Below are 16,119 nucleotides of genomic sequence, written 5' to 3'. Positions count from 1 at the left end.
CACCACAGCCCATCCGAACCGGTGGGCGAAGAGTACACAGTCACCGTCGACGGAGACACCCTCCCCAAGCGGTACGACCTCCTATCAGCTTCCCCGAGTGGGTACGCCTGGGCGTACTCGGGAAGTGGACCGGCGCAGCTAGCAATCGCCATCCTCGCGCACGCGTACGACGACGAGTTCGCAACAATGCACTACCAACAGTTCAAGCGTGAGGTGGTTTCGGAACTCCCGGAAGACAGGTGGACGCTCAGGACACCGGATCTCGATGCGTGGCGCCGAGAGGTGGTCGACGATGCTTGATCGGTATTTCGGTCTAATGCGGTGGTGGATTCGAAAGTGGTACCCTGTGTTCCGATACGTGGGTCAGCTAACAGGTGAAGAGGAGTACGTTGAGCGAGCCATCGACATGACCGAAGACAATTTTGAGCGGGTCCTAGGAGGCGACGACGAATGAGCCGTCCCGATCCTGCGGCGGCGATGAACGGGGTGGGTACGGGACACATCTGCGACCGTTGCTCTGCTCGGATTCAGCATGGGGATAAAGCAGGGATGTACGCTACCTACTACGACAGGGGTGGTTGGACCCCACGTCGTACCTGGTGTCTCGATTGCTGTCCTGAGGAAGTTGAGCCCGGGACTGAAGGCGAAGATGAAGCGATACTCCTCGGCGTCTTCTTTGCGCACAAGCTAGTATCGGTGACCGTCAGAGACAGGAGCCTCCCGAACCAAGCTGCAAACAATGAGACGGTTTGACGTAGGTGATCCGGTACGGGTCGACATCCCCGATACTGAGGACCCTGACTTTGATCAGTTTCATGGCCGTCACGGGGAAGTTGTGGACGTACTGGAGGATAACGCAGGTACTGAGACCGGCGACCAACGTGACTCCCACCTGTTCTCGGTGGAGTTCGAAAACGGGTCGACGCACAGCTTTCGGTGGCGAGACCTTCGACCTGCGCAGGAGAACTGAACCAATGCCGACCGCATGGAAGGTCGAGGAGTTTTGCCCGCAATGCGGCGACGATAGCGACGTATGGATGTTCGAGAAGCCTGAAGGGTCGATTACAAAGAAATGCTACACCTGCGAAACGTGTGGTTGTGAGTGGTCAGAAATTGTTGACCATTGATCTCCTCTAATCTTCGAGGGCTTGGAGGAGTAGTTCACCGTTCTCGGTGAGTTGGTATATTTTCCTATCGCCCTCCTCTTCTGTGACTTCAATCATGCCCTCTTCGCGGAGCTCCTTGAGATGAGTGTAGACGTAACCGCTGCTCAAGTCGAGGGTTTCAGCTAACTCATACCCATATGTGGGCTCCTTCTGAATAGACTGCAAGATCCGCAGTTTCGACTCGGAGACGAGACCCATCTTCTCCGAAAGTGCTGACCCTCAGCGAATAAAGACCGTAAACGGATAATCTGAGTCTCAGCAAAAACAAACAAGTCAAAAGAATATTGTATCTAGGCTGGGCACAGGGTACTATCATATGTTGACACAGCTCCCACGGCGCAAATTTCTAGCAGGTTCAGTAACTGCTCTCAGTCTCAGTACTGCAGGTTGTGCCGCCGAAGAAGGGGCTGCTGAAGAGCCAAACAATTCACAGCAAACCCCCTCGTGGCGGGACACGATCAACACCTGGCTTGACAATCACGAATCGAAAGAGCAGGAGGCTCTGAATCAGTTCAATGACGGGTCTGACGCTTACGAGAGTGAAGACTACTCTAGGGCGTATATGCACTTTCAGAAGGCCCGAAAGCGGTACGACGATCTGAATAGTGCTGTCGAAAACAAAGCCGATGAGTACGAGGAGGGCACCAACACCCGGGAGGGGTTTCAGCTACTCGTTCAGTACTACTGGCGAATGACCGAGGCATCCGCAGCTCGGGAAAACGCAGCGTTCGCGATGCCTGATGAGCCAATTGAAGCTGAAAGCCAATTAGAACGGGCCAGCGACCACTTAGACGAAGCAAACCGGCTTAAAGAGAATTTCCGAAACAAGATGAACTACGGCACAAGTACGAGTGGGTGACACAGCCCACCTCAGATTAGAACTAAAGTTCATCGTTATGATAGTGAAGGGGCCCGCATGAAGGCTGTTCTGCGCGCACGTGCTATCAACAACGGAGCCCGGATAACGAGAGATGCGTCACAAGCTCCGGTCACGTCGAAACTTCTCAATTGCAGCAGGATGTCCGCAGAAAATCGAAGACGGCTGTACGTGCCAACCAGAGTTACGCTGCAATTATTAGGTTCGGGAGTTGTGGTGGAGTATGGCTGAAGACGACCAGGCGACGCTACCTGGGACGGAATCTGATCTACTGACGCTCCCTACTCTCGAAAAACACCTCTGGGCGGCCGCGGACAAACTCCGTGGAAGCATCGACTCTGCGGACTACAAGAACTACATTTTCGGGCTGCTGTTCCTGAAACGGGCCAACGACCGATTCGAGGAGGAGACCGAAGAGGTTGCCGAGGAACTGGACATCCCCGTCGAGACCGCTCGGGACGACCGAGACCTCCACGAGGAGTTCTGGATCCCCGAACGGGCTCGGTGGGACCACATCAAGGCCCAGGAGACAGACGTTGGTGCGGCGCTGAACAAGGCACTTGCAGCGGTCGAGGATGAGAACGACCCAATCGCCGACCGCGTGCTCACCACCGTCGATTTCAACGATAAAGAGCGGTTGCCGGACTCACTGCTCTCTGATCTCGTTTCGCACTTCTCGAAGCACCGTTACCGGAACGAGGACCTCAAGGATCCGGACATCTTCGGACGGGCCTACGAGTACCTAATCCGCGAGTTCGCCGACGACGCCGGGAAGAAGGGCGGCGAGTTCTATACCCCCCGAGAGGTCGTCCGCCTCATTGTCAAGTGCGTGAACCCGGAGCCCGGCCACCGCGTGTACGACCCCTGCTGTGGCTCTGGTGGGATGCTCATCTACTCCGCCGAACACATCCGTGAGCAGGGTGGCGACATGACGGACATCTCGCTGTACGGCCAGGAGAAGAACCTGAACACGTGGGCCATCGGCCAGATGAACGTCCTGCTCCACGAGCTCTACGACGCCAAGATTGAGAAGGGCGACACCATCACCGACCCCAAGCGTGTCACGAAGCACGACGAGTTGGAGGTGTTCGACCGGGTCATCGCAAACCCGATGTGGAACCAGAAGGAGTGGAACAAGGATTGGGTCGAGGACAACGAGCCGTACAACCGCTTCCCGTACGGGCTCCCACCCTCGAACCGTGGCGACTGGGCCTGGATCCAGCTCATGACCGCCTCGCTCAATGAGACTGGAAAGGCGGGCGTTGTGATGGACAACGGTGTGCTGTTCCGTTCGCGCTCTGAGAAGAAAATCCGCAAGCCGATTCTGGAAGATGACCTCATCGAGGCCGTCATCGCGCTACCGGAGAACCTGTTCTACAACACCTCGTCGCCGGGTTGTATTCTCATTCTGAACAAGGACAAGCCAGACGAGCGAGAGGGGAAGGTTCACTTCATCTATGCCGAGGACCAGACCCTCCGAGAGTCAGACGTACAAGTGTTTGAGGAACTTTCGAACCAGAACCAACTGACCGATGAAGGTGTCGAGTACCTTGCAGAGACGTTCCTGAGTGGGCGCGAGGAGGACCACCACAGTCGGCTTGTTGACTTAGCGGAAATCGAAGAGAATGACTGGAATTTGAACGTGCCTCGCTACGTCGATACAACCGAGCCTGAGGAGCCCATCGACGTGAGCGAGAAGCTACGGGAGTTGGATAAACTGGCCGAGGAACGCCAGAAGACCGACGAGGAACTGCAGGAGTATATGGAGGAGTTGGATTACCGATGAGCCAGATACAGAGCGGGAGCGACAAATTACAGGAAGGGTACCAAGAGGTTCAAGTCGGTCCTGAGAAGCTTGAAATACCGGAAGAATGGACGGTAACAACGCTAAGTAACGTTGCGTCGAGATTTATTTCCGGTGGTACGCCTGATTCAGGCAATGAGGATTACTGGGGAGGGGATATACCGTGGACAACCGCTGCAGTAGTAGATGGTCCACAATTCGAAGGGGAGAAAGATTTCCTCACCCAAGAAGGTCTTGAGAATAGCACCGCTTCTCTTGTTCCGGAGGGTAGCATACTCTTCGGAACCCGCGTAAACGTAGCTAATGTAGGTCGTACAAAAAAAGAGATTGCCATCAGTCAGGATCTAACCGGGATAGTTCTCGATGAGAGTAAAGTTGATCCCGACTTTGTTACTTGGCATCTATTGCTCAACCAGGCGAAGATTCGGGACAGATACAGCCAGGGTAGCACTATCCAAGGAATGTTAACTGATGATCTGAAATCTCTTCCACTACTTTCTCCCTCACTCCCTGAACAGCGCCGCATCGCTGAGATCCTCTCGAATGTCGACGAGCAGATTAACCAAACAGATAAAATGATCGAGGAGACAAAAAACCTGAAGCGTGGGCTGATGCAGAGTTTCTTTTCGGGCTCTGATTCAAAGAATACGAGAGAGGTACGGTTCGGCTCAAATTTGGCGACGATACCAGTAGATTGGGAAGTTACAACACTCTCACAAGTCTGTGAGAAGATCGTTGACGGCCCTCACTCTACCCCGGATTATACTGATAAGGGTATTCCATTTGTGAGCGCAGGAGATATTGAAAATGGGGAGATTGATTTTGAAAACTGCAAGCGGATATCAGAAGAAAATGACAGAGAATTAAGACCAAGAGTTGACCCTCAAGAGGGCGATATCTTATTGGGAAAAGTTGGCTCTGGATCGCTCGGAAAAATCTGCATTGTTGACACTGGGCGTAGGTTCAACATTTTTGTTCAGTTAGCCCTCTTAAGGCCAATAACTAAAAGGATCCTACCAGGATACTTAGGAACCGCGCTACAATATCGACAGATGCAACAACAGATTCTTGATAATGCTTCCGGAGCCTCAATGCAGTATATTGGAACGGGGGCAATTGGTAACCTCGAAATTGCTTTACCAACTCTTGAGGAACAAAAAGAGATATCCAAAGGGTTTGGTCATATTCGACAGAAAATCAGGCAAGAGCGGAAACACAAATCACGGTTGCAGGAGCTGAAACGCGGCCTTATGCAAGATCTCCTCACCGGTAAAGTCCGCGTCAACGCCGACTAACCATGCCAGACGAGTACGCCGAGTCCGAGCGGCCCGCTCTCGACGCGCTCCAGCAACTCGGTTGGGAGGTCGTCGACCAGCAACGGACCACTTGGGTCGATCCCCGCAAGACCGAGTCCTCGGCCGTACTCGAACCTCGACTTCGCAACGCAGTAAAGCGCCTGAATCCCTGGCTCAACGAGAACAATCTGAACAAGGCTGTTCGCAAGGTCACGCAAGTTGCTGGAACGAGCACCATGGACGAGAACGAGCAGATCCACGAAAAGCTCGTCCAACACACCTCCGTCGAGCAGGATCGCGGCCACGGCAAGCAACACCAGACGGTCCAGTACATTGACTACGAGAACCCCGAGAAAAATGACTTCTTCGCGCTCAACCAGTTCCGGGTCGCGGGGCCGGTCGAGGTCGTCAAACCAGACATCGTGCTGTTCGTCAACGGCATCCCGCTCGGCGTCGTCGAGTGCAAGAGCCCTCTGATCCCGGAGCCACGGTCGGAGGCGCTCGATCAGCTCACTCGCTACCAGAACGAACGCGACGGTGAGTCGGAGGGCGCCGAGGAGCTGTTCCGGTACAACCAGTTCTCGGTCGCCGCCTGGATGGAGGGCGCGGTCATGGGCACGTACGAAACGCCGAAGGACCAGTACAAACCGTGGCGTGATGCCTACCCATTGGAGGACGACGAACTCATAGACCTGTTCGACCTCGACGGGTACCTCCCCGACCAGTACCGGATGCTCTATGCGCTGTTCGAGCCCGAGCGCCTGCTCGATCAGCTGAGGCACTTCACGGTGTTCGAGAACAAGCAGGGCGGCGCGGTCAAGATGGTCGCCCGGTATCAGCAGTACCGGGCGGTCCGGAAGGCGCTCGAAAGGATCAACAAGCGCGGCCGGAGTGAGGCGCAGGGCGGCGTCGTCTGGCACACTCAGGGATCTGGGAAGTCGCTCACGATGCTCTTCCTCGCGCTGAAGCTGCGCCGGAACGAGGACGACCCGACACTCCTGTTGGTCACGGACCGCCGGGCGCTCAACGACCAGATTCACGCGACGTTTGAGCGGTGCGGCTTCCCGAACCCGAAGAAGGCCCAGAGCATCGACGACCTCCGCGACCGACTCACCTACGACGCGGGTGAGACGATCACGACGCTGATCCACAAGTTCCAGACCACGGACGAGGAGGACGACTTCCCGGTGCTCTCCCGCAACGAGAACATCTATGTGATGGCCGACGAGGCTCACCGGACGCAAGACAAGGAACTCGCGAACAACATGCGAACGGCGCTTCCGAACGCCTTCTACGTCGGATTCACTGGGACGCCAATCGAGAAGGACGAGCGCAACACTCGCCGGACGTTCGGGAACTACATCGATACGTACACTATTGACCAATCGCTGGAAGACGGTGCGACAGTCGAGATTCTGTATCAGGGCCGTCTCGCAGATATCCACCTCGAAGGCGAGACGCTCGACCGCCTGTTTGATCGCATCTTCTCGGATAAGTCACCAGAGGAGAAGGCGGAGATACAGAAGCGGTACGCTCGCACGCAGGACCTCGCTGAGGCTCAGCCCCGAGTTGACCGAGTTGCCCTGGACATCATCGAGCACTTCGAAAACGACGTGCCTGACCCGTTCAAGGGGATGGTCGTCACCACCAGTAAGGAGGCGGCTATCCGCTACAAGGAGACCTTGGACAGCCTGAACGGTCCCGAGTCCCGGGTCATCGTCTCCGAGGGGCACAATGACCCTGAGCACATCAAGAAGTGGACGCCAAGCGATTCCGAGAAGAGCCAGTATAAGGAGTCGTTCGTCGACCCGAACGGTGAGGTTGAGCTGCTCATCGTCTGCGATATGCTGCTGACCGGCTTCGACGCGCCGGTGGCGCAGGTGATGTACCTCGATAAGCCACTGCGAGAGCACAGCCTGTTGCAGGCGATCGCTCGCGTGAACCGCCCGTTCGAGGAGAAAACCCACGGCCTCATCATCGACTACTACGGTGTCTCCGATGAGCTGAAGGAGGCACTCGCGATGTTCAGCTCCAAGGACGTTGAACGAGCGATGGTGCCCGTCGAGGACAAGCAGCCCGATCTTGAGGCGGCACACAGCAAAGCGGTCTCGTTCTTCGACGACCTCGACGAGGTTGAGCAGTGTGTCCAGTCGCTTGAGCCAGATGACCGCCGAATCGAGTTCAAGAACGCGTTTAAGCGGTTCTCGCAGTTGATGGACGTTGTTCTTCCGGATCCGATGGCGAACCCCTACCGGGAAGATCTTGAGCAGCTCAGCACGATCTACGGGAAGGCGAAGGAACGCTACCGTGACGAGACAATGAACCTCGACGGCGCTGGGGCGAAGGTCCGCGAGTTGATCCAGGACCACATTACCTCTCGCGGTATCGAGGTCCTGAACGACGAACCCGTCTCGATCATGGAGGAGGTCGAGTTTGACGCGAAACTTGAAGGCCTAGAGAGCGACGAAGCTCGTGCGAGTGAGATGCAGAATGCGATTGAGCACGAGATTAACGTCCGGTTTGATGAGGACCCGGTGCAGTACGGCTCTCTCCGGGATCGTCTTGAGGAGCTTATCGAAAAGTACCGAGAGGGGCGGTACGATGAACGTGAGACTATCGAGGAGCTCCGAGAACTGATGGACGAGATTCGCTCTCGTGACAAGCAGGCGCGGAACAAGGGCCTCCGCGACGAGACCGATCTTTCGTTCTACCATGCTGTTGAGGACGTACTGGATGAGCACGATGCTGGTGAGGAAAACCTGATCGAGCTCACGGCTGATCTGGTTTCGACCGTTGAGGAGTTCGTCACGAAGGTGGAATGGAAAGAGCGGACCCATCTACAGAATCAGATGCGGAAGGAAGTGACGAGGGAGTTATATCGGTCTGAGATCAACATTTCGGGTGATGACCGCCAGGAGCTGACCAGCCGCGTCATCGAACTCGCCCGGAACCACTACCAATGAGCGAACGCCTAGAGCGTCGGCATCATATCGGCCAAACGGTTGTTCCCTATACAATCGACTGGTCGGAAGGTCGGGAGACTGTGGGGCTCTCGATTGACAGTTCGTTAGAGTTGACTGTTACAGCCCCGATGACCGCTACGGTAGCGGACGTGGAGGAGGTACTTGAGTCTCGTCAGGAATGGCTGCTTCAGAAACTCTACGGACTGAAGGAGCAGGAAGGGCCCCCGTATCCGAAAGAGTATATGAGCGGTGAGAAGCTTCAGTATCGCGGACGACAGTACTCACTAGAGGTCGTCGAGGCGGACGTACCGGAGCCGAGATTATCGTTCGACGAGCAGACGTTCACTCTTCGCGTTCACCGGTTTGACGGTGATGTCGACGACGTGAGCGTTCGTCGAAAGCACCAAGCGGTCGTCGACTGGTTCGTTAAGCGAGCAGAGGAAGAGCTTCCGGACCGAGTGTCGCGTTTTGAGTCAAGGTTGGGCCTTGAGGATGTGCCAGTCTGGGTCGGAGAGCTTGACGGTCGTTGGGGCGAATACGACGATGGAACAGTTCGCCTCAATTGGCGGCTAATCCGAGCACCTGTTCGGATCCAAGATTACGTTCTCGTTCATGAGTTAGCTCATTCAATCCACGATCAGCACTCCGGCGCGTTCTGGAACACTGTTGGTGCTCTTATACCGGACTACGAAGAACGCCGTGAGTGGCTCAGAATCAACGGGAACACCCTCACTATCTGACCACCCTGCTATCAGCCTCGGTGGCCTGGCTACGATTTTCGACAGTCAATCGATGTGGGTAGATGATATCCGTTTATTAGATTGCCGTCAATGTGTGTCTCAATAATGTGTCTTTGAAAGGAACCGGACCTCGCCAAATTCTATGAGGGTGAATTGACCTGCGACAGGGACGTGTTTTATTTGCTCGGGATCCCCTAAACGGTGATAGACACGACCACTCTGAGGACAGCGGGTGTGGATCTAGGTGTTCGGGGTTCGAATCCTCGTGAGGGAATAACGGCGGGACGGAGAACCGCATCCTAAACTACCTCAGAGATATGGCCAAAGACACACTCAAGTCTGGGTTTCTAAGTGTCGTGTTTGCAACCGCCGGCGTAGCGCCTCCGGTCATCGTGGCGCTCATCGCGTACATCAGCATTACGCTGAAGAACGACTCCCTCAATCCTCCGCCCGCAACATCGTGAGAGACATCTCCGGTGGTGCTGCTTGACCGATAGTGGCTCAGCGTAACACCTCTCCGGTTTCTCGCGATGTCTTCGAACGAACGTAGAATGTCCCAAGCTTCTTCGCTGAACCTGCTATCTACTCCGTAGATCTGGGCAACCAGACCTGGGACGTGGAGGTACTTTTACTAATCCTCGAAACAAATCACTAAGCGCAATCCCGGTACGGAGCGGACCCTGTAGGACAACCACACAAACTCTCGACGACGAGAGTTGCCGGAAAACCACATAGACTCCCCTAGCTGGGAGGTGGTGTAACGGATAAAACCCGGACGCCGTACGGTCATTCGGCTTGCCGAGTTCGTCTCATGGACTCGCTGGGATTTGAACCCAGGGCCTCTTCCTTGCGAAGGAAGCGATCTACCACTGATCTACGAGCCCGCATCCGATTCGAGGCGGGGGAGCGGTTTGAACGTTGCGCTTCCCAGTCGCGCTGTCGAAACCCCACGCAGCCGTCGACACAGCGGTCGCTCACCCGGCGTGAGAAAACGGGAGAACGGAAAGCCGCTTCAGTCCTCGAGGACGATCTCGATCGAGACGTCGTTCGGGACCTGAATCCGCATCAGCTGGCGGAGCGCGCGCTCGTCCGCGTCGATGTCGATCAGCCGCTTGTGGACCCGCATCTCCCAGTGCTCCCACGTGGCAGTCCCCTCGCCGTCGGGGGACTTCCGTGCGGGCACGTTGAGCTCCGTCGTCGGGAGCGGGATGGGGCCGGACAGCGAGACGCCCGTCTTCTCCGCGATCTCGCGGACGTCGTCACAGATGTCGTCCAGGTCCTCCGGGCTCGTACCCGTCAGACGGACGCGGGCCTGTTGCTCGGGCATCTATCGCTCTTCGACGCTGAGCACCTTGCCGGCCGCGATGGTCTGACCCATGTCGCGGATGGCGAAGCTCCCCAGTTCGGGGATCTCGCTCGACGGCTCGATCGAGAGCGGCTTCTGCGGGCGGACGGTGACGACCGCGGCGTCGCCGGACTTGATGAAGTCCGGCTCCTCCTCGGCGACCTCGCCGGTCGACGGGTCGATCTTCTGGTCGATCGACTCGATCGTACACGCGACCTGTGCGGTGTGGGCGTGGAACACCGGCGTGTAGCCGGCGGTGATCACGCTCGGGTGCTGCATGACGACGACCTGGGCCTGGAACGTCTCCGCGACGCTGGGCGGGTCGTCGGCCGGGCCACAGACGTCGCCACGGCGGATGTCGTCCTTGCCGATGCCGCGCACGTTGAACCCGACGTTGTCACCGGGCTCGGCGTTGGGCACCTCCTCGTGGTGCATCTCGATCGTCTTCACCTCGCCGCCCACGTCGCTGGGCTGGAAGGAGACGTTGTCGCCCGTGTTGAGCGTCCCCGTCTCGATCCGTCCGACCGGGACGGTCCCGATGCCGGAGATGGTGTAGACGTCCTGGATCGGCAGGCGCAGCGGCGCGTCCGTCGGCGGCTCCGGCTCCGGAAGCTCGTTGAGCGCCTCCAGCAGCGTCGGGCCGTCGAACCAGGACGTGTTCTCGGAGCTCTCGGCGACGTTGTCGCCCTCGAACGCCGAGATCGGGATGAACGTGGTGTCGTCGGTCGCGAACTGGACCTGGTTCAGCAGGTCGTGAACCTCGTCGACGACCTCCTTGTAGGAGTCCTCGCTGTAGTCGACGAGGTCCATCTTGTTGACGCCGATGATGAGCTCGTTGATCCCCAGCGTGCGGGCCAGGAACACGTGCTCTCGGGTCTGGGGCGCGACGCCGTCGTCGGCCGCGACGACGAGCACCGCGTTGTCGGCCTGCGAGGCGCCCGTGATCATGTTCTTCACGAAGTCACGGTGGCCCGGACAGTCGACGATGGTGAAGTAGTAGTCGTCGGTGTCGAACTCCTGGTGGGCGATGTCGATGGTGACACCTCGCTCCCGCTCCTCGGCGAGGTTGTCCATGACGTAGGCGAACTCGAAGCCGCCCTTGCCCTTCTCTTCTGCCTCCTCGCGGTGCTGCTCGATGACGTGCTCGGGGACGCTCCCTGTCTCGTACAGGAGCCGGCCCACGAGCGTACTCTTCCCGTGGTCGACGTGGCCGATGATGGCCAAGTTCTGGTGCGGTTTGTCTTCGCTCATGGTGGATTCACGCGCTAAAGGCGCTGTGGGGAAACGTTCGGCAGAACGCCGTAAAACCATTTCGATACGTCTCACCGGAATCCGGCCGCGTACGGCGGTTTGTTGGACCGTACCGTGGTTCTCGGGTTAGCGGGGTGGTAACCGACCCACGTCGGACAGCACCGCCGATGCCGTTTCGGGGCCGCCGGCGCCGTGACCCGAGAGGTTCAGCCGCCCGGCGTGGCCGGTCTCGATCTGGACGATGTTCTGGGTACCGGTCACCGCCAGCGTACCGTTCTCCGGCACCAGCCGCGGGCCGACACGGACACCCTCGGGCGACGCCTCGGCGATCAGCCGCACCGTCCGCCCGTCCTCGGCGGCGAGCGACAGCGCACTCACGGGGAGATCCTGGATCCCGCTCACTTCCGCGTCGTCGAGGGTCAGCGCCTCACGCCCCCGGGCCGCCCGGAGCACGTTCGCGACGATCACGCCCTTCAGCGCCGCGTCGGTGCCGTCGACGTCGAACGTCGGGTCTGCCTCCGCGACGCCCAGCTCCTGGGCCTCCGAGAGGACGTGATCGTACCCCAGCCCCTCGGCGGCCATCCGGGAGAGCACGAAGTTCGCGGTGCCGTTGAGCACGCCGCGAACGCGGTCGACGTGGGCCGGGCCGAAGTCCTCGACCGTCCGGACCGCGGGGATGGCGCCGCCGACGGTCGCCTCGAACCGGAGTCGCCCCTCGCTCTCCCGCGCGGCGGCACAGAGCTCGTCGTAGCGCTCGGCGACCGGCCCCTTGTTCGCGAGCACGACGTGGCGGTCGCGTTCGAGGGCGGAAACGGCGGTGGAGAACCCGGGTTCGGCGTCGTCGAGCGTCGTCGGCGTCGCCTCGACCAGCACGTCGTAGTCGGCTCGAAGCAGCGCCTCGTGTGGCTCCCGCCCGACTGTACCCGTCTCGGACTTGCGTTGGAGTGCGTCGTCCACGTTCAGCGGATCGCCCAGCGTCGCGCCGGTCGAGTCGGCGAGGCCGACCACGTCGTGGCCGTGCTCGCCGGCCAAGTTCGCGACCGACCGACCGACGGCGCCGACCCCGAAGATCGCCAGCCTCATCCGCTCGCCTCCAGCGGCTCGACGACGGTCAGCCCCTTCCGGTCGGCGATCTCCCGTACCTGCTCCAGTGCGGTCCCGCGTTCACCCGAGCGGGCGCCCAAGCGCAGGTACGCGCTCGACACCGCCTCGACGCCGTCGGGGGCCGACAGCGAGAGCTCCTCGACGGCGACCGTCGACGCGCTCTCGATCTCACGCAGCGTCTCCGAGAGATCCGTATCCACCAGGTGGCCGGTCAGCAGCACGCGGAACGCCTCACCGTAGTACTCCTCGTCGGCGGCGACGACGGTCACGCCCTGGTCGCGCAGTCCGTCGACGATATCGTCGAACCGCGCACACGGGCAGTCGAGCGCCACCTCGACCGGGATGCGCCCGCCGGGTGTGCGGCTCCCGCGCTCGTGGAACACCGAGAGGAGGTTCCCCCCGTTCTCGGCGATCGGGTCGAGCGCGGCCGCGAGCTCGCCCGGCTCGTCGTCGAGTTCGAGCCGGAGCGTGTGTGTCGCCACCCTGTCGGCGTGGCTCATCGTCGGACCTCACCTCCGGGCGTCGGATACGAACGGAACACGGGCGGAGGGAGCGGCGGGGTGGACATAAGCCTTCCCGGGGTGTGACACGCTCGGCGACGATCGCTGCGACCCGGACTGTTCAACTCGCGTTCGTTCCGGCCTCGCCGTCGGTGACGCCCGTCGACGGATCGGACTCGTGGGTAACGGTGACGTCGAAGGCGGTGTCGACGAGCGGGTCACCGTTGCTGAGTGTGCGCGAGACGATGGTCGTGTTCCCACCCTCGGTTTGGAAGATTCCCTCCACGACAAGCCCGACTTCTGTCGTCACGGACTCTCCATCGCCGGCGGTTGGGTCATCGAACTTGCCGGCCGAGACGGTGCCACCATTGTTACTCAGAAGCGGGATCTGTTCGCCGCCGTTGAACGAGTCGAACGACGTCGACCCGCTCGTTCCCGGCGATCCCACGGTTTTCGTCTCAGTGTGTGCGGTCGATACACTGCCACCCATATCCGTCTTGAACCGGAACTTCACCTCCTCGACGGCCGTCGAGAGCTCGTTCCACTCGACGCCGATGCTCGGCGAGAGCGTCAGTGTCGACAGTTCACCGCTCTCGTTTGAGACCGATACATTGCCCGCAGTGAAGTGGCTCGTGGCGACTGCGGGCCGGGGCTGGGTCGCGAGCAACGCCGACGCAGTGGCAGCTGACCCACTGATAGCGACGCCGGCTTTCAGCACGGACCGACGTGTGACTACCGAGGATTTTGTCACATCAAAAATGACTGGCTTCTGACTGAAAACCTCGGTGGCCGACGCGTTAGATGTAGTCGACCGACTCGGGGAGCTCGAGCTTCATCCCCTTGCGCTCGCGGATCTCCATGATCTGCTCGCGCTGGAGGTTGTCGGCCATCACGCGGAAGCCGGCGTTCTCGGTGTTCCAGGACGCACGACCCTCGGTCGCGCTCCGGATGTCGCTGGAGAAGCCGATCATCTCCTCGACCGGCGCGACGCCCTCGACGACCATCAGGCCGCCCTCCTGGTACATGTCGTCGACGCGGCCACGGCGGCCCTGGATCTCGCCGGAGGCGGCACCCATGTGCTCGCTGGGCACGTCGATCCGGACGTTCTGGATCGGCTCCAGCAGCCGGATCTCGCCGTCGATCAGCGCGTGGTGGACCGCCTCACGGACGGCGGGGATGACCTGCGCGGGACCGCGGTGGATGGTGTCCTCGTGGAGCCGGGCGTCGTGCAGGCGGAGCAGCGTCCCCTGCACGGGTTCTGCGGCCAGCGGCCCGTCGTCGAGCGCCTCCTGCAGCCCCTCGACCACCAGCTCCATCGTCTCGTTCAGGTGCTGGATCCCCTTCGTGTCGTCGATGAGGATGTTGGTGCCGTGGATGGTCTCCACGTTCTGGGAGGTGTCCTTGTCCATGCCGGCGTCCTGCAGCGCCTCGCGGCGCTCCAGTTCGGGCATGTCCATGGAGACATCGCCCAGCTTGATGGCATCGACGATCTCCTGATCCATCGGGTGGATGGAGATGTAGAACTTGTTGTGGCGGTTGGGCGAGACGCCCTCGACCTCCCGGGAGTCCTCCTGAGGCTGCTCCCGGAACACGACGATCGGCTCACCGGTGTTGACCGGGATCCCCTGCTCCTTCTCGATGCGCTGGGTGATCACTTCGAGGTGGAGCTCGCCCTGCCCGCTGATCAGGTGCTCGCCGGTGTCCTCGTTGATCTCGATCTGGATCGTCGGGTCCTCCTTGGCGACCTGCTGGAGCGTCTCGATCAGCTTCGGCAGGTCGTCCATGGTTTGGGCCTCGACGGACTTCGTGATCACCGGCTCCGAGATGTGTTCGATCGACTCGAACGGTGTCATCTCGGCGGAGGAGACCGTCGAGCCGGCGATAGCGTCGCGCAGCCCGGTGACGGAGGCGATGTTCCCCGCGGGCACGCGATCCACTTCCTCGCGCTCGCTCCCCATGAACAGCCCGACGGACTGTATCCGGTTCTTCCCGGCGGTGCCGGAGACGAACAGGTCCTGGCCCTTCTCCAGGGTGCCGGAGAACACACGCCCCGTGGCGATCTCGCCGGCATGGGGGTCCATCGAGATGTCGGTCACCATGAACACGACCTCGCCGTCCTCGTTGACCAGCCGCATGTCCTCGGCCAGCTCGGACTCGGAGTCGCCACGCCAGATGCGCGGGACACGGTGGGGCTGCGCGTCGACGGGGTTGGGGAAGTGCTCACAGACCATGTCGAGCACGACGTCCGACAGTGGCGAGCGCTCGTGGAGCTCGTCGCGCTTGTCGTTGCGCTCCATCTCGATAATGTCCTCGAAGGAGATGCCGGTGCGCTGCATCGACGGCATCGAGACGCCCCACTTGTACAGCGCGGAGCCGAACCCGACGGTGCCGTCCTCGACGGAGACCGTCCAGTCGTCGTCGATGTCGTCCATCTCCTCGATCATCCCGCGGATCAGCTCGTTCACGTCCGCGATGACGCCGAGCAGTCGCTCCTGCATCTCCTCCTCCCCTTCCTGGAGCTCGGAGATCAGGCGGTCGACCTTGTTGATGAACAGGGTCGGCTTCACGCCCTCCCGCAGCGCCTGTCGGAGCACCGTCTCCGTCTGGGGCATCGCGCCCTCGACGGCGTCGACGACCACCAGCGCGCCGTCGACGGCACGCATCGCCCGGGTCACGTCGCCACCGAAGTCGACGTGGCCGGGGGTGTCGATCAGGTTGATGAGGTGGTTGGTGTCCTCGTACTCGTGGGTCATCGAGACGTTCGCCGCGTCGATGGTGATCCCACGCTCCTGCTCGTCCTCCTTGGTGTCCATCGCGAGCTGCTCGCCTGCCGTCCCCTCGGAGATCATCCCCGCGCCGGCGAGGAGGTTGTCCGAAAGGGTCGTCTTCCCGTGGTCGACGTGTGCGGCGATGGCGATGTTCCGGATGTTCTCCGGCGTGTCCATCAGCCGCTCACACTCTTGGACGATTTTCTTACGTCGGCCCATTGGCGTGGGCTACCCGTGGCGGGGTCAAAAGGGTAGTGTTTCACGGAGCGGGTGTGCCACCGGCACACGCCGCTGTGGCCGCCACAG

Annotated in this window: 14 protein-coding genes and 1 tRNA gene; 7 read left to right on the top strand and 8 right to left on the bottom strand. The window is 60.1% G+C overall.

Annotated elements, in window-relative coordinates; all coding sequences use genetic code 11:
- The first annotated feature begins 21 nt into the window (after positions 1-21).
- On the top strand, positions 22-300 hold the full coding sequence (locus B4589_RS13550; protein ID WP_079234763.1) for a DUF6166 domain-containing protein: 279 nt from the start codon (positions 22-24) through the stop codon (positions 298-300).
- 833 nt (positions 301-1,133) lie between these two features.
- Here the strand turns inward: B4589_RS13550 and B4589_RS13545 are convergent.
- On the bottom strand, positions 1,134-1,364 hold the full coding sequence (locus B4589_RS13545; RefSeq protein WP_079234760.1) for a winged helix-turn-helix domain-containing protein: 231 nt from the start codon (positions 1,362-1,364) through the stop codon (positions 1,134-1,136).
- A gap of 118 nt (positions 1,365-1,482) precedes the next feature.
- On the opposite strand from B4589_RS13545, the gene B4589_RS13540 reads away from it, so the two are divergent.
- The 6 genes from B4589_RS13540 (at position 1,483) to B4589_RS13515 (ending at position 9,309) form a co-directional block, all read left to right on the top strand.
- Positions 1,483-2,025 (top strand): hypothetical protein, encoded by a 543-nt coding sequence (locus tag B4589_RS13540; protein ID WP_143414351.1) that lies wholly within the window; start codon positions 1,483-1,485, stop codon positions 2,023-2,025.
- Between the two features lie 241 nt (positions 2,026-2,266).
- Positions 2,267-3,829, top strand: coding sequence for a class I SAM-dependent DNA methyltransferase (locus B4589_RS13535; RefSeq protein ID WP_079234758.1), 1,563 nt, complete (start codon positions 2,267-2,269; stop codon positions 3,827-3,829).
- The gene (locus B4589_RS13530) at positions 3,826-5,142 is read left to right on the top strand and encodes a restriction endonuclease subunit S (protein WP_079234757.1); all 1,317 of its coding nucleotides are present in this window, start codon (positions 3,826-3,828) and stop codon (positions 5,140-5,142) included. The genes B4589_RS13535 and B4589_RS13530 overlap by 4 nt, the downstream gene beginning before the upstream one ends.
- A 2-nt stretch (positions 5,143-5,144) precedes the next feature.
- A complete protein-coding gene (locus B4589_RS13525) occupies positions 5,145-8,105 on the top strand; it encodes a type I restriction endonuclease subunit R (RefSeq protein WP_079234756.1) in 2,961 nt (986 codons plus the stop codon).
- Positions 8,102-8,845 (top strand): M48 family metallopeptidase, encoded by a 744-nt coding sequence (locus B4589_RS13520; protein ID WP_079234755.1) that lies wholly within the window; start codon positions 8,102-8,104, stop codon positions 8,843-8,845. The genes B4589_RS13525 and B4589_RS13520 overlap by 4 nt, the downstream gene beginning before the upstream one ends.
- A gap of 317 nt (positions 8,846-9,162) precedes the next feature.
- Complete coding sequence (locus B4589_RS13515) at positions 9,163-9,309, top strand: hypothetical protein (protein ID WP_158081186.1); 147 nt, start codon at positions 9,163-9,165, stop codon at positions 9,307-9,309.
- Positions 9,310-9,657: 348 nt separating this feature from the next.
- Here B4589_RS13515 and B4589_RS13510 read toward each other — a convergent pair.
- The 7 genes from B4589_RS13510 to B4589_RS13480 form a co-directional block, all read right to left on the bottom strand.
- A tRNA-Ala gene (locus B4589_RS13510) sits at positions 9,658-9,729 on the bottom strand.
- Between the two features lie 128 nt (positions 9,730-9,857).
- Positions 9,858-10,172, bottom strand: a complete 315-nt coding sequence (rpsJ, locus tag B4589_RS13505) for a 30S ribosomal protein S10 (protein WP_049979628.1) — start codon at positions 10,170-10,172, stop codon at positions 9,858-9,860.
- Positions 10,173-11,441: a translation elongation factor EF-1 subunit alpha gene (gene tuf / locus B4589_RS13500; RefSeq protein WP_079234754.1), complete on the bottom strand. Its 1,269-nt coding sequence runs from the start codon at positions 11,439-11,441 to the stop codon at positions 10,173-10,175.
- A gap of 126 nt (positions 11,442-11,567) precedes the next feature.
- Positions 11,568-12,524, bottom strand: a complete 957-nt coding sequence (locus B4589_RS13495) for a homoserine dehydrogenase (RefSeq protein ID WP_079234753.1) — start codon at positions 12,522-12,524, stop codon at positions 11,568-11,570.
- Complete coding sequence (locus B4589_RS13490; RefSeq protein ID WP_079234752.1) at positions 12,521-13,045, bottom strand: amino acid-binding protein; 525 nt, start codon at positions 13,043-13,045, stop codon at positions 12,521-12,523. The genes B4589_RS13495 and B4589_RS13490 overlap by 4 nt, the downstream gene beginning before the upstream one ends.
- A gap of 121 nt (positions 13,046-13,166) precedes the next feature.
- Positions 13,167-13,796 carry a hypothetical protein gene (locus B4589_RS13485; protein WP_143414350.1) on the bottom strand — a complete coding sequence of 210 codons (630 nt, stop codon included), beginning with the start codon at positions 13,794-13,796 and terminating at the stop codon, positions 13,167-13,169.
- Positions 13,797-13,842: 46 nt separating this feature from the next.
- Positions 13,843-16,032, bottom strand: coding sequence for an elongation factor EF-2 (locus tag B4589_RS13480; RefSeq protein WP_079234750.1), 2,190 nt, complete (start codon positions 16,030-16,032; stop codon positions 13,843-13,845).
- Positions 16,033-16,119: the final 87 nt, after the last annotated feature.

The organism is Halolamina sp. CBA1230 (assembly GCF_002025255.2).
Lineage (GTDB): Archaea > Halobacteriota > Halobacteria > Halobacteriales > Haloferacaceae > Halolamina.
The sequence above is the reverse complement of the archived record's forward strand: the minus strand, read 5'-3'. Positions and strand labels throughout refer to the sequence as shown.

Coding starts and splice junctions, on each gene's coding strand:
- B4589_RS13520 (WP_079234755.1), top strand. CDS start 8,102: ATGAGCGAACGCCTAGAGCGTCGGCATCATATCGGCCAAACGGTTGTT.
- rpsJ (WP_049979628.1), bottom strand. CDS start 10,172: ATGCCCGAGCAACAGGCCCGCGTCCGTCTGACGGGTACGAGCCCGGAG.
- B4589_RS13480 (WP_079234750.1), bottom strand. CDS start 16,032: ATGGGCCGACGTAAGAAAATCGTCCAAGAGTGTGAGCGGCTGATGGAC.
- B4589_RS13540 (WP_143414351.1), top strand. CDS start 1,483: ATGTTGACACAGCTCCCACGGCGCAAATTTCTAGCAGGTTCAGTAACT.
- B4589_RS13515 (WP_158081186.1), top strand. CDS start 9,163: ATGGCCAAAGACACACTCAAGTCTGGGTTTCTAAGTGTCGTGTTTGCA.
- B4589_RS13495 (WP_079234753.1), bottom strand. CDS start 12,524: ATGAGGCTGGCGATCTTCGGGGTCGGCGCCGTCGGTCGGTCGGTCGCG.
- B4589_RS13525 (WP_079234756.1), top strand. CDS start 5,145: ATGCCAGACGAGTACGCCGAGTCCGAGCGGCCCGCTCTCGACGCGCTC.
- B4589_RS13530 (WP_079234757.1), top strand. CDS start 3,826: ATGAGCCAGATACAGAGCGGGAGCGACAAATTACAGGAAGGGTACCAA.
- B4589_RS13545 (WP_079234760.1), bottom strand. CDS start 1,364: ATGGGTCTCGTCTCCGAGTCGAAACTGCGGATCTTGCAGTCTATTCAG.
- tuf (WP_079234754.1), bottom strand. CDS start 11,441: ATGAGCGAAGACAAACCGCACCAGAACTTGGCCATCATCGGCCACGTC.
- B4589_RS13490 (WP_079234752.1), bottom strand. CDS start 13,045: ATGAGCCACGCCGACAGGGTGGCGACACACACGCTCCGGCTCGAACTC.
- B4589_RS13535 (WP_079234758.1), top strand. CDS start 2,267: ATGGCTGAAGACGACCAGGCGACGCTACCTGGGACGGAATCTGATCTA.